This is a genomic window from Bacillus sp. RCC_6_1 (genome assembly GCF_041360755.1).
Classification (GTDB): domain Bacteria; phylum Bacillota; class Bacilli; order Bacillales; family Bacillaceae_G; genus Bacillus_A; species Bacillus_A cereus.
Genome location: NZ_JBFUPV010000012.1, coordinates 60,382 through 73,957, shown reverse-complemented (window position 1 = coordinate 73,957; position 13,576 = coordinate 60,382). Strand labels below are relative to the sequence as shown.

Below are 13,576 nucleotides of genomic sequence, written 5' to 3'. Positions count from 1 at the left end.
ATGCTTTTATGGATAAATAAGAATAGAGGTTAATATGAAAGTAAATCAATTAATTGCTAATAACATAAATAAATTAGATGCAACTATACCGTTTAATAAATCGTTTGGAATTGCTGGGTTATCTGGATCGGGTAAAACAACTTTTTGCCAAACAATTGGTGAAGAGTCAAAAAAACGATTAGTTTCTTTATTACCAAAGGCTGAATATCAATATTTATTTCCTAACATTATGGAAACAAATTTTAGTGCTATTAAGATGGAAGAAATGCCATTAGTACTTTTTCTAGGAAAATCATCGATTTCGTCTAATCCGCGTTCAACGATTGGTACTCATACTGGTGTTTTTACAGAGGTTCGGGAAAAACTTGCTGAAGTATTTAATCTTTCTCCAGAGGTCTTTTCATTTAATAATCAATTAGGCTGGTGTACTGGTTGTAAAGGCCGTGGTACTACAAAAAATGTTGAGTGTAAAAAATGTAAGGGAAAACGTTATAGTGAAGAAATTGAACAACATGAAATTGATTTGTTGGCCAAGCCGCATTCAATTTCAAATATTAATGGTTTAAGTGTTGAATCTATTCTTTCACTAGCAAAAGAATTAAATATTAGTGAAGAAAAACAGCATATACTGCAAAATATTATTAATATGAACATTGGTTATTTAACATTAAATCGAATTATGGGTACGTTGTCAGGTGGAGAGTTAACACGACTTTATTTGGCTGAATTCATGGCAGTAAGTGAAAATGCTGTAATTATTATTGATGAGATTTCAGTTGGACTTGATCATGAAACATTATTGCAAATTTTGGAAGAGATTAAACGATTAGGGTGTAAAAATCAAATTTGGCTTATTGATCATTCAGATACGGTACTAGATACAACTGATGAGCAATTGTTCTTTGGACCTGGTAGCGGAAAATATGGCGGGAAAATTGTGAAAGAATCACCAAGACCAAAGTCAATACTGTGGGATCGAAATAAAGAAATACCAACAGAATATTATACATTCTATGATTTATATTGCCGTAATATCCAAATGGAGGAGTTTCAAATTCCTAAAAACAGGCTTGTAGCGGTTACAGGAGAATCAGGATGTGGGAAATCTACACTTGTCAATGAATGTCTAGCTACAGATTTCTTGAAAAGATATCCAAAAGATAAATTAGTTATGGTGGGACAAGACCGAAATCAATCAATTACAAGTCGATCAACTGTAGCAACTTTCCTAGATATTAAAAAGAAACTAACAAAGTATAGTGAAGACATTGATGATATTTTTGAGCGCTCGATTGAGGATATTATTGATGAACTTCCAAATGAAGATATCGCTTATAAACGTTTGAGCCTACTAATTAAATTAGGACTTGGCTATTTAACATTAGAGAGAAAAACACAAACATTATCGACAGGTGAGTTTCAATGTGTTCATTTAGTTTCGGAATTATTTGCAAACACTAGAAATCCACATACATTATTCATTTTTGATGAGCCTTCAAAAGGTTTATCACAAAATATTTTAAATCAATTTATCGATAGTATTAGAGGTATTCTGCAAGATGAATCAGTTTCTATCATTATGATTGAGCATAATCGTTACATGTTAGAAAGCTCTGATTATATAGTTGATTTTGGAAAAAGGCAGAATGAATCTGTAGAGCATTTGGATGTTGTTAATCATGAGGATTACTATCGTCAAAAAAGTAATGTGAATAGCACAGAGAAAATAAATATCTCTTCAATGCTTAAGCAGAAAAAAGGAGTTCACTATTTAGAAGAAAATCATATTAACTATTTTAAAAATGCCGAAAATGTTTATAAGGGCGGTATTTTAAAAAGTTTATCATCAATGGCTAGGTTAATTTATGGTGAATATGAATCTGATACAATCGCACCTGTTATTGCTATTGATCTTGAAAGACATTTATATAGTCAATATAGTTTCTTATATGAGATTGGTGGATTAATTAATCATATTGTAACTGCTCATCCAATTAATAAAGATACGAGAAGTTTTGATTTCTATTCACAGGACAATCATTGTCCATCTTGTTCTGGACGTCTTCAAATTGAAGTTTTTGATAAAGATATTGCCATTCAAGATAAAAGTGTTCCATTTTGGGATGGGCTATTCGATCAAGAAATCATGAAGGTATTAAAATTTTATCAGCATGAAAAAATAGAATTTCTATTCGAAGAAATAAAAAATGAGCTTGGTCACGATTTGTCAAAGAGCTATAATGATATGTCAGAAGAAGAAAAGCATACGTTTTGGTACGGATATTTTGAAAAATCATTTTATGATAAAAAAGGAAAGACACGCAGAACATGGGTAGGGTTTAATATAATTATTGGTGGATATATTGTTATTTCAAAAGCACCTATTAAAGAAGAAATTAAGAGTTCAAAAAAAATGATGAAATGTCCAATTTGTGAGGGGACGGTTTTAAATCATCATAAACCACTTAAATTTGGTAACGTAGATATTCGTGAAATAATCAATCAGCCTATTAATAAAGTATTGAAAATAGTTGGTGATTTACCGGCACTTGTTAAATTGAAGTCTATTGTTGGTGGCGATATGGTATTGACGGAAGATGTTTCTTTATTGCCAAGAAAAGCACAAGTTGCATTGAAAATGTTTGAATTAGAACAAGCAAGCTTTTCAAACTATGAAATGGTGTTACAAAATGTCTTACCATTCTGGAGCGAAATAAAAGGAAATATCGAATCCATTAGTGTTAATAATCAGGTAACTGTTTGTGATTTCCCTAATGTTTATGAAACGAGAGAAACCATTATAGATAAGTATTTCACAAATGGTAAATATAAAAAACTTACGTATGTATACGAAGCGTTTGGATACAAAAAATTAGTTACCCAAATTAATAAAATTAAAAAAAGTAATCCATGTCCATTTTGTAAAGGTAAGAAAGTGATAACCGAAGATAATCTACATGATGGTGTCTTTAAACTAACAATTCCATGTGTAACTTGTAATGCAAGTGGTATTAATGACGAAGGGTTAAAAGAAGTTGTCGAGGGCGTGGATGTACAAACGTGGTTAACTGGAAAAGTAAGTGATGTTGTGAATGAAAGCTTATTAACAGAAGCTGTTGGACAAATACCCATTTTCAATCGCATACGTGAGTTGGATAAACGAGATATGATGGCGGTTTATGAATGTCTTGAGAGTAATCAGTAAATTTTATTAATATATGTTTTATTAACATAAATTAATAAAACATATATTCTTTATAATGTATATATTAGCGCAGTATGATTAATACAAGGTAATGAAAGAAGATCCAATTTCTTAATATCAAAATTAAGAAATTGGATCTTTTAGTATTTTTATGTCTCCATACAATATTTTTCAATAAGAAAAGAAGTAATATGGAAGGAGAGATACAAAACAAATAGTGATAAACGATTAATATATTATGTAATTATTATATTATAAAAACGAAAATTAAGGTTTAAAATGGTTCGTAAGTGATATGTTTTTGTTTATTAATCTATTTTTCATTGTCTGATTTTTTAAATTTAACAGAAATATATACTTGAATGAAGTATATATTTCTGTTAAATTTATCCTATGGATAGAACAAGTTTAATTAAAGGTCATTTAGAAATGTGTGTATTATCTATTTTGTCGAAAAAGAAAAGTTATGGTTATGAGATTATGAAAGAACTTGAAATAAACAATTTAAAATTGAAAGGAGTAGGAAGTATTTATCCTATTTTAACTAAGTTGAAAAATCAAGAGTGGGTTAACACTTATCAAGAGGTAACAGACAGTGGTAAAGTGAGGATTTATTATGAAATTAATGAAAATGGGAAAATACGTCTTGAGAAGAAAATTAATGAGTGGTTAGAATTGCAATTGGACATTCAAACATTATTAAAAAGTGGTTTGAAAGGAGACCTTCTGAAATGAGGAATAAATTGATAGGTAAAGAAAAGCAATTTTTAAGAGACGTACTTAAGGAATTAAAGCAATACGATATTAGTTTAGAAGAAAGGGAAAATATTAAGAGACAAATATTAGAACATATTCAAGAGTGTCATGAACATGGTGAAGACAGTATAGATGATTTAGGTACCCCTCAATTATTTGTTAAAGATTTTATAGAAATAAATGAAATTGATTTACAAGTTAAAATGAAACAACTTCAAAATGAAAAAGGAAAATTCAACACATTTATCTTACGTGGCATATTCATCGCAATTATTACTTACCTCATCTCGCAAACTACATTTTCAATATTTTTAACTGAATCATTTAATTCAACTAATAGCAAAAATACATTTAATTATAATATTTTATATCGCATATCAGAGAATCAATGGTGGAACGTTTTATTAATAATGATTAGCTTTATGCTCTCTGTAGTAGTGTTTATTAGCTTAGTAAGTTATAAAAAAAGAAAGCTATCTAAAGTATAATGAAGAAAACTATCTATAAACTATTTCAAATCTATATTCTTTGTAATGTAATAGTATTATGTATCATTTATCCAAAAGCATATGCTCAGCAAGATATTAAAGCTACTTTAGATAAGTATATTGAAAAATTTATAAAGGAACAGAATATTCCAGGGGCTGCTGTTGCAATTGTACATAATAAAGATGTATTCTTCACTAAAACGTGGGGGATTACTGGGGAATCTGAAAAAAAAATAACTAGTAAAACACCATTTGCAATCGGCTCAATAAGCAAATCTTTAACAGCTTTAGCTATAGTAAAATTAATAGAAGACAAAAAGATAAAATTAGAGGATTCAGTTCAACAACATCTTCCTTGGTTTAAACTAAAAGATTCTCAAATATCCTCATCTATAACAATCCAACACCTTTTAACTCATACAAGCGGAATAAACACATATGAAGGCTTATTAATATCAGATAAGCAATCCAAAAGTTCTACAGCATTAAAAGAAAATGTAATGAGACTTTCAAATGTAAAATTAACTGCTCTACCAGGAGAAAAATATCAATATAGTAATGCGAATTATATTGTTTTAGGTGCACTTATTGAGGAAATTACAAATGATACATATTCCTCATATATGGAAAAACATGTTTTTCAGCTATTAAATATGAATGGTGCGGCAGCAAGTAAAGAAACTGCATATGAAAAAGGCTATTTAACAGGTTATCAGTCATGGTTTGGCATACCAAGAAAAAGTGTAGTATCCTATGATAATGCCGGGGCACCGTATGGTTATATTACCGCAAATTTGGAAGATATGATTCAATTTATTATGTTTTTGAATCGACAAGAAGATACTCAATTTTTAAAGAAAGAAAACATCGACCTTTATCTTACACCACTTTATAACATAAATTCAGAAAAAAGCTATGGTTTTGGATTAAGAACAACAAGTATAAATGAAAGCGAAACGATGATTTGGCATTCAGGATCAACGCCCGATGCTCGTACAGAAATATTTACTTTAAATAAAAGTGGCTGGGGTGGTGTGATTTTAACAAATAAAAATCATGTATTAGAAGAACCAGCACTTTCAGTATTAAAAAAGGGGATTATTAATATTTTGAATGAAGAAGAACCGGTTGATCCCCATAAAAGCATACCATTTACACAAATTGTTATGTCTACAGTTATACTCGCGCTTTTCATTTCATCAATTATGTTAATTAAAAAATATAAACATAAGGAAACTGTAAAAAAATTAACTTGGTTATTCGTAGGGGCTCTATTCCTACTATTATCTATTATTTTCATCCCACTTCTTACTTATTGTACAAGCTCACCATGGCGTACGATAAAAATATTTGCGGCAGATGTAGGTTTACTTACAAGTATTATAGTAATTTTATTAGCTGTGAACGGATTATTATCAATCTTTATAGGCATAAGACAGAAGAGTATATAAGGGTAAATAATTAAAGAAATATAATTCAAACGTTATAAACAGTTGACCCTCACACAATGTCATTGTTTAAGATAAAGTTGAGCTTCAAAGTAGATGTAACTTATAGGAGGAAATCATGTTTAAAATAGGGGATTTTTCAAAACTATCTTCCATTAGTATACGAATGTTGAGACACTACGATAAAGTGGAATTACTACAACCAGTAAAAGTCGATGAGCAGAGTGGATATCGATTTTATTCAGCAGACCAATTAAAAAAAGTAAATCAAATTCAAACGTTAAAAGCTATGGGGTTTAATATTGCTACTATTAAAGAAATAATAGAATGCGATAATATAGATACCATAAAAGAGAAATTTTTTAATCGTAGTGCTCAAGTTAAAGAAGACATGAATAACCTCCAAAAACAATTCCGTCTCCTCGAAGACTCAATGAAAATGATGAGAGAGGATGTTGTTGAGATGAATTATCATGTTTCAATAAAAGAAATTCCAGAAAGAACTGTAGCTAGTGTTAGAAAGATTATTCCATCGTATAATTGCGAAGGTGATTTATGGAGTATATTGATGCAAGAAATTCAAATGGGAAATATTAGTATTGACCATCCAAGTTATAGTATTGCGGTTTTCCATGATAGTGAATACAAAGAAAATGATGTAGATATAGAAATACAGCTAAGTATTCTTGGTAAGCACGAAAATACAAAAGATGTTGCATTTAAAAAGATTGAATCAACTCATGTAGCTTCCATAACAGTTAATGGAAGTTATGAACAGATGACAGCTGTAAATGAAGCTGCGGCAAAATGGATTGAGACAGAAGGTTACGAATTAGCAGGCCCAATGTTTAATATTTATCATGTGAGCCCAGCGATGGAATCGGATCCTAATAAGTGGGTTACAGAAGTTTGTTATCCAATAAACAAATAAGTAATAAAAAAAGGCATGTTTTATGCCTTTTTTATTTTATTAATATCTCAAAATATATAAATCTTTCTCTTTACAGTTTTCGTATCGGACTATATAAGGCAATAAAGACTTCAATTATTTTAGTAAAAGCAGCTAAAGCAAATATAAATACAGGATTGTAGGCTGAAATAATTCCACCTACTAATGCCCCCAATGGCATAGATAATCGTGTAAGTACACGAGAAAAACCTAAAACACGTCCTTGCAAATTGGATGGAACAGTTTCCTGCCGAATTGATGTAACAATCGTATTCCATGTGATATTACATGTCATCGCGATTCCGAAAGCAATTCCGGGAGCAAGCCAATATGTACTCCACAAAGCAAATGTTAACCCAAGCGCTCCTAAAAATAGGAGTAAAGGAATAAGTACACCACGTCGAAATTTCTTTTCTAAAGGAACGGCAATTAAGCTTCCTAAAAGCCCACCTATTCCTATTAAAGTATAATTATAGCCACTTTGTGCGGAGGTAAGATTTAATGTCGATAATAAATAATACATAAGTACACCTAAAACAGCACTTGCTCCAAAGTTACCTACCATAGCTTGAAGTGACAAAGCTATATTTAACCGATCATTTTTGAGCCATTTAAATCCATCAAACAAATCATTTAGTACATTTTGCAATGTTTTTTTATCAGTATTCTTTTTATTTAAGTTTTTCATAGAAGGTAATATAATCACAGCAATTAATGTAGCAATAAATGAAAGAACATTAATCCAAAGTACTTGAAAGCCGCCAATAAAAGATATGAAAAGCCCAGCTATGATTGGACCAAACAAACTAGCCAATTGATTAACCATTTGATATAAAGAATTAGCCTTCGTTAATGATGCACCTGCGATGTGTGGAATGACTGTAACTGTTGTTACATCAAAAAGCATGGACATAACTGCTAAGATAAAAGTAATTACGTATAAATGCCAGACTTCTAATATATGTAATGCATGTAAAATTGGTACGAGACTTACTAAAATAATATTGGTAATATCCGCCATCCAAAGTAACTTTTTTCGATCATATCGATCAACTAGTACACCAACTAAAGGGCCAAATAAAACGATTGGCAATACGTTAACAGCAAATAAAGAACTCATAATTACAGCTGAACCAGTTAATTGATAGGCAATCCAAGGCAGTGCAAAAGTATATAGTGAATCCCCGATTCGTGAAATGAGTAAACCAAAAATAAAAATCTTGTATTCTTTTGAAAAAGTTGTCTTGACAGTTAATCTTTGTTCTTGTACAAATTTCACAATTGTATGACCTCCCTTTTTTATAGAGGAACTTGAAAATAATCCGCCCAATACGTATTAAATATAGAATTCTGTAAGAAGTTGTTGAATCCTACTTTATAATATTGATTTTATATAAAATTGTAGGGAATAGAAATTAGGGCGGTTTTTATGCGAGGAGGCGGAATGATTCGAGAACAAAAAGGATTGCTAGATAAAGAGTTAATCTTACGACCTTTTCCACAACTTTTGTTTTAGCAGAACTAATAAAAGAGAATCCTATATTACTTCAGCAATGTTTAAATTAGCAACAAAAGCCACTGTAATAAGGGGCTTTTGTTGCTAATAATTTAATGATATGTGTACCCTCCATCTGGAAATAATACATTACCCGTAGTAAAACTATTTTGCATTAAATATAGAACAGTATGTGCAATTCCATTATTATGGCCAGGCCTTTTTACAAGAGAAAGAGATTTATAAGATTCATAAGCATTATCAAGAAATACCACCTAAAGTAGAATATAGCTTAACTGAACATGGAAAAACAGTCAGTACTGTTTTGGATAGTATGTGTAGTTGGGGAAGAAGACATTTAGAACATATAGTTAAAGGTAAACTATAAAATTGTTATGTAAACTAAATGTAGTGCGAAGTGAAATGTTGTTTTAATAATTTTTATTTTATAATATATAATTAAACAGTGTTGCAGGTTATAATACATGTTTAATTTATTTTTACAAAGGGGAAATTATAAGGTGAATGAATTAGAGTATAAAAGCTTTTATGATAAAGTAGGAAGATTAAATGGATGGGATTTTAGTAAAATAAAAAGTGAAACTGTAGGAGAAATATGGGACTTTTATGGAGAAGTAAAAGAAAGATGTAAACCATCAGACATTCTACTTGATGTTGGTACAGGTGGAGGAGAAAATGTACTTAACATAGCATCTTGGGCTAAATTGTTAATTGGAATTGATAATTCTAACGGCATGATTGAAACGGCACATTCTAACTTGAAAAAATCAGGTGTACAAAATGTTGAGTTTCTTCAAATGGGTTCTGAAGCTTTAACATTTCCGCATGCCCATTTTGATATTGCTTCAAGTTGTCATGCTCCGTTTCTAGCATCTGAGTTAGCAAAAGTAATGAAAAAGGGTGCCTTTTTCTTAACACAACAAGTAAGTGAGAATGATAAATTAAACCTGAAAGAAGCATTTGGCAGAGGACAATGCTTAGGTGAACGAGATGGCACTTTAAAAGAAAAGTATATGGATAAACTTATTAGTGCAGGATTTGATCTCGTGCAAGTACGCGAATATGATGTTACTGATTATTACAGTACGCCTGAAGATATTATTTTCTTATTAAAACATACACCTATTATTCCTAGATTTGGAGAAGAGGAAGAGGATTTTACTATTTTACAAAAGTTCATTGAAACAAATAGTTCTGAAAAAGGGATTCGTACGAATTCAAAAAGATTTATGATTATCGCTGTTAAATTATAATATATTTTAGTGTAAAAGCTGCTTTTCATTTAAAGAAAAGCAGCTTTTTGTGTGGAAAAGAATACAGGAAATACTTGAAAATAATAGAAATAAATAAAGTGTAAATCAAAATATGGAGGATAAATGTTTTGAAACGTTACTATATTAGCAATGAAAAAATAAATGTACATATTACTGAATGGGGGAATAATGACAAGCCCGTTATCTTTTGTTTACATGGATTAGGTAGTACGAGTTTAAGTTTTATAGAAATTGCTGAGGAATTAAAAGAAGAGTATAGATTTATCTCCGTTGATGCACCTGGATATGGTAAAACACCGCCATTTGAAAGAACAGAAGATTATGAGATGCAGAATTTAGCAAATTGGTTAAATGAAATAATAAATGAATTGAGAATCGAATACTTCTATTTTCTATCACATTCATGGGGAAGTTTTGTAGCGTTATTTTATTTGTTACATCATTCAGAAAAAGTACAAGGAAGTATTCTTATTGATGGTGAATATCAAACAAAAAGGCTTCAAGAAAAAACGTTGGAAGAAGAAATTGCTTATTATGAAAAGGACTTTGATGAATACGTTTTTAATAATTGGGACGAATTTTTCAAAAGTGAAAAAGAAGCTTATACTAGGTGGTCTTCATTGTTAGAAGTTGCTGTAAAGGACCTAGGGGGCGAAATGGATAATAAAGTATGGTGGCATGCCAGGGGGAATACAGCTAGTAATATAATAAGAGGTATGCATAAAGATGAAACGATAGATATATATGAGAAGCTGCCGGCTAATATTGTATTACTCCGAGCTACAGTTCCACAAGTTTGGGCGGATTATAGAGATAAGACAGTAAATGTTTTCAAAGAGAAAACTGATAGTATAGTAAAAGTAATTCCTGATACTACACACATGTTGCACTGGGATAAACCAGAAATTGTTATAGCAGAAATAAAAAATAATTGGAGCTAACATATTCATACTAAAGTTGTATTTTCTATATGAAAAATCCATCCTTCCGTTTGATTTTATCTATTTATAAGTGTAATACAATACGAATAGATAATAAGAAATGAGGGGGAATGTAAAGTGATTACACATATATCAGATATAAAATTACAAACGGTTTCCATAGAAGGGGTAAAACAAGTGTATAAGGACATATTATCTTTTCCAATAAAAAAAGAAACAGCATCCTTCATTCAATTTGAAGTAACACCTTATACAACAATTAGTTTTCAAGAAGTGTATGAACCAATTGTACCTGCACATTTTGCTTTTGAAATTTCATATTCAAAATTTCATGAAACAGCAAGATGGCTTGAGGAGTCTGGATTACTCATTGCGAAATGGAAAGATGGTCATATAATTGATGAAGAGGATGGTCGATTCAATTTATACTTTAAAGACGGAGATGGAAATCTACTCGAAATTATCGCGCATAGTTATGTTAAAGAAGATGTATTAGTACCGCAGTCACCTTTAAACATTTTATATGTAAGGGAAATTGGTCTTCCTGTTAAAAGTGTACCTATTTTTAGGGAATGGCTGAAATCAAATCTAAATATGAAAACGATGGAAGACGGGGATATTTTTAACTTTGTAGTTGGTGGCACTGCTTATGTCGTCGCAACTTGGTGGCAGCGACCTTGGATTCCAATCGCGATGAAAGCTCTATCACCGAAAGTACACGTTTCTTTCGGAACACCAGACGTCGTATTTTTACAGCGAATCCAAAATAACTTTAAGAAAAATAGTGTATCATTTGAATGTAAATGTAATGAAGTATCATTTATTGAGCAAGGATATACATTTTCAATTGTGCATACATCAGAGTTTCATTCTGATATTCCTAAACAATTAAACTTACCGCTTTCTATTTAAGGATGGAAAGCGGTAAGTTTTTTGTATATTCGTGAAGAAGGTTTTAGCTAGGATTATAGTGAATTTAAAGAGGGGTATAAGGTGTTATTTTAATTTATGTTAAGGGGAGAAATGAAGTGGTTTTAGGTAATCCAATTGCAAAAGGGAATACAGCAGAAATTTATTTAACTGATGATAAGGTTGTAAAATTATTTAAAGATTACCTCCCAGATACAGAGTCTATGAATGAAGCAAAAAAACAAAAATATGCTTATTCATGCGGGCTGCCAGTTCCAAACGTATTTGAAGTGACAAAGATACACGATAGACAGGCAATTATTATGGAATACGTAAAAGGGGACAGTGTTGGTGATCTCCTACTTAATAATTTAAATGAGGCAGAGCGTTATATCGGACTTTGTGTTAATGAGCAAAAAAAGATCCATGCTATACGTGTGAATACAGATGAAATGGAGTTAATGAGGAAAAGGTTAGAGCGTCAAATTAAATCTGTACATAAATTGGATGAAAGCAAAAAGAAGAATATATTACAAAAATTAGATTCTATTACATTTGATTTTAGGCTATGTCATGGAGATTTCTATCCATTTAATTTGATTTTGAGTAAGGAAGAGAAAGTGAAAGTTATAGACTGGGTAGATGCAAGTTCAGGTGATATTCGCGCAGATGTATTTCGAACATACTTGTTGTACTCACAATCTTCGGTAGAATTAGCTGAGATGTATTTACATATATATTGCAGTCGTACCGGCTTATCAAGAGATGAAGTTTTTCAATGGGCTCCTATTATTATTGCAGCTAGATTTTCTGAAAAAGTATCACCGCAAAATGAAGTGTATTTGAAAAGATTATTGAATCAGTATTTATAAGTCATAAAAAAGGCTGTCAGCAAATTAATAAATGCTGTTGTTTAACCAAAGTTTCCTTGTAGTTAAACAACAGCATTCTTAAATATTGATATAGGTATACTTATTTTCGATCTTCATCCTATAAAGGTTCATAATCCGTACTTGTTCCTCCGTTAATTCTTCTTTATCCCAATACATATGCATTAAGCTATATTCAAAAATCTCCTTTAATTTAATAAATAATGGAAACTTGTCTATCATCTCTTTTGGTAGTTCATTTTCCTCTTGGTAGCCTTCAAATAGTGCTTTTGTAATAGAATGTTCATAGTCAATGATATTCCCATTTCCAGAAAATGAATATTCTATCGCACTATAAATAGGAACGGCTAAATCGAATATGTAAAAATGTTTTTGGACTGAATCCAAGAGAATACCAACGAACAACATGCTTATTCAATCATTTGTTAAACTCAATATAAATAAAGAAGGGGAGTTCAAAATGAATATTTCTAGAAAATTAGAGGTTGAACAGTTACGTAATAAGAATAGTGAGCTATTTGATAAAGATGTACTTAACATATTGAATGGTCAAATGATGTATGAAGAATTTAAAACGGAGGAGCTAATGGGTGAGTCTGATTATGCCCCATTTAACGAGGCCATGTGTGTAAATAGCGCTACTGCACAAGTTTTTGATGAAGAGTTTATTAAAATAAGAGCAGAAGGTCATAACAGTTCAGTCGAAAATTATGCAAAAAAAGTTATAGATCCGTTAGAAAATCTATTTGCGAAAAAGTATAAATGTATTGTTTTATGGTTCGGTGAAGATATGTTTTGCCAAATGAATCTACTTACTTTACTTTCATACCTTGAGCAGTCGTGCTATGAAGGGAAAGTATACTTAAATAGTTTCAGGGAGGATGAATTTAAAGTAAATCAAATTGAACTTGAATTGGGGGATTATTCTACTATATACAATGAAGTATTAGTAAACCATAAAAAGACTTATCATAAAGTACCACCTGTAATGTATCAAGCTATAGATTTATATTTAGAAATGCTAAAAGAAGATAATATCGTAATGAAATTCATCTCTAAAAATAAAGGTTTATCAAATCAAGAATTATTAACAAAGTTGTTTTATCTTTTTCCAACAATCGGATATGGTGATACTCAGTACATAGAACTGATTAATAAAATGAAGAAGAAAACTACACCTAAAATATAGGTGTAGTTTTC

12 protein-coding genes and 2 pseudogenes are annotated in these 13,576 nt (G+C 30.7%); 11 read left to right on the top strand and 3 right to left on the bottom strand.

The window, feature by feature from the left end; all coding sequences use genetic code 11:
- Positions 1-34 precede the first annotated feature (34 nt).
- From AB6801_RS24745 to AB6801_RS24725, 5 genes are all read left to right on the top strand, one after another.
- The gene (locus AB6801_RS24745) at positions 35-3,205 is read left to right on the top strand and encodes an ATP-binding cassette domain-containing protein (RefSeq protein WP_097999467.1); all 3,171 of its coding nucleotides are present in this window, start codon (positions 35-37) and stop codon (positions 3,203-3,205) included.
- 429 nt (positions 3,206-3,634) lie between these two features.
- Entirely contained in the window at positions 3,635-3,940 is a 306-nt protein-coding gene (locus AB6801_RS24740; protein ID WP_002094025.1) for a PadR family transcriptional regulator, read from the top strand.
- Positions 3,937-4,449 (top strand): hypothetical protein, encoded by a 513-nt coding sequence (locus tag AB6801_RS24735; protein ID WP_001244705.1) that lies wholly within the window; start codon positions 3,937-3,939, stop codon positions 4,447-4,449. The genes AB6801_RS24740 and AB6801_RS24735 overlap by 4 nt, the downstream gene beginning before the upstream one ends.
- Positions 4,449-5,900: a serine hydrolase domain-containing protein gene (locus AB6801_RS24730; protein ID WP_000751428.1), complete on the top strand. Its 1,452-nt coding sequence runs from the start codon at positions 4,449-4,451 to the stop codon at positions 5,898-5,900. Before AB6801_RS24735 ends, AB6801_RS24730 begins: the two co-directional genes overlap by 1 nt.
- Before the next feature lie 115 nt (positions 5,901-6,015).
- A complete protein-coding gene (locus tag AB6801_RS24725) occupies positions 6,016-6,828 on the top strand; it encodes a MerR family transcriptional regulator (protein WP_087947581.1) in 813 nt (270 codons plus the stop codon).
- Between the two features lie 70 nt (positions 6,829-6,898).
- Here the strand turns inward: AB6801_RS24725 and AB6801_RS24720 are convergent, their stop codons facing one another.
- Together AB6801_RS24720 and AB6801_RS24715 are read right to left on the bottom strand one after the other, a co-directional pair.
- Positions 6,899-8,125, bottom strand: coding sequence for an MFS transporter (locus AB6801_RS24720; RefSeq protein WP_000673886.1), 1,227 nt, complete (start codon positions 8,123-8,125; stop codon positions 6,899-6,901).
- Positions 8,126-8,454: 329 nt separating this feature from the next.
- Positions 8,455-8,598: pseudogene (locus AB6801_RS24715) on the bottom strand (SDR family oxidoreductase); the annotation flags it as partial.
- Here AB6801_RS24715 and AB6801_RS24710 point away from each other — a divergent pair.
- The 5 genes and pseudogenes from AB6801_RS24710 to AB6801_RS24690 form a co-directional block, all read left to right on the top strand.
- Positions 8,595-8,729, top strand: a pseudogene (locus tag AB6801_RS24710) (winged helix-turn-helix transcriptional regulator); the annotation flags it as partial. The pseudogenes AB6801_RS24715 and AB6801_RS24710 sit on opposite strands and share 4 nt — an antisense overlap.
- A 133-nt stretch (positions 8,730-8,862) precedes the next feature.
- Complete coding sequence (locus tag AB6801_RS24705; protein WP_370941203.1) at positions 8,863-9,615, top strand: class I SAM-dependent methyltransferase; 753 nt, start codon at positions 8,863-8,865, stop codon at positions 9,613-9,615.
- Between the two features lie 128 nt (positions 9,616-9,743).
- The gene (locus AB6801_RS24700; RefSeq protein WP_097999466.1) at positions 9,744-10,577 is read left to right on the top strand and encodes an alpha/beta fold hydrolase; all 834 of its coding nucleotides are present in this window, start codon (positions 9,744-9,746) and stop codon (positions 10,575-10,577) included.
- Between the two features lie 117 nt (positions 10,578-10,694).
- On the top strand, positions 10,695-11,489 hold the full coding sequence (locus AB6801_RS24695) for a VOC family protein (protein WP_097999465.1): 795 nt from the start codon (positions 10,695-10,697) through the stop codon (positions 11,487-11,489).
- Positions 11,490-11,605: 116 nt separating this feature from the next.
- Positions 11,606-12,358, top strand: coding sequence for an aminoglycoside phosphotransferase family protein (locus AB6801_RS24690; RefSeq protein WP_097999464.1), 753 nt, complete (start codon positions 11,606-11,608; stop codon positions 12,356-12,358).
- A 78-nt stretch (positions 12,359-12,436) separates the two neighbouring features.
- Here AB6801_RS24690 and AB6801_RS24685 read toward each other — a convergent pair whose 3' ends face one another.
- The gene (locus AB6801_RS24685) at positions 12,437-12,784 is read right to left on the bottom strand and encodes an aminoglycoside phosphotransferase (RefSeq protein ID WP_097999463.1); all 348 of its coding nucleotides are present in this window, start codon (positions 12,782-12,784) and stop codon (positions 12,437-12,439) included.
- 52 nt (positions 12,785-12,836) lie between these two features.
- Between AB6801_RS24685 and AB6801_RS24680 the strand changes: the two genes are divergently transcribed.
- A complete protein-coding gene (locus tag AB6801_RS24680; protein WP_001027427.1) occupies positions 12,837-13,565 on the top strand; it encodes a hypothetical protein in 729 nt (242 codons plus the stop codon).
- Positions 13,566-13,576 lie beyond the last annotated feature (11 nt).

Bases quoted from the DNA above. Each gene is read 5' to 3' on its own strand.
- AB6801_RS24745 (WP_097999467.1), top strand. From the start codon at position 35: ATGAAAGTAAATCAATTAATTGCTAATAACATAAATAAATTAGATGCA.
- AB6801_RS24740 (WP_002094025.1), top strand. From the start codon at position 3,635: ATGTGTGTATTATCTATTTTGTCGAAAAAGAAAAGTTATGGTTATGAG.
- AB6801_RS24735 (WP_001244705.1), top strand. From the start codon at position 3,937: ATGAGGAATAAATTGATAGGTAAAGAAAAGCAATTTTTAAGAGACGTA.
- AB6801_RS24730 (WP_000751428.1), top strand. From the start codon at position 4,449: ATGAAGAAAACTATCTATAAACTATTTCAAATCTATATTCTTTGTAAT.
- AB6801_RS24725 (WP_087947581.1), top strand. From the start codon at position 6,016: ATGTTTAAAATAGGGGATTTTTCAAAACTATCTTCCATTAGTATACGA.
- AB6801_RS24685 (WP_097999463.1), bottom strand. From the start codon at position 12,784: ATGTTGTTCGTTGGTATTCTCTTGGATTCAGTCCAAAAACATTTTTAC.
- AB6801_RS24680 (WP_001027427.1), top strand. From the start codon at position 12,837: ATGAATATTTCTAGAAAATTAGAGGTTGAACAGTTACGTAATAAGAAT.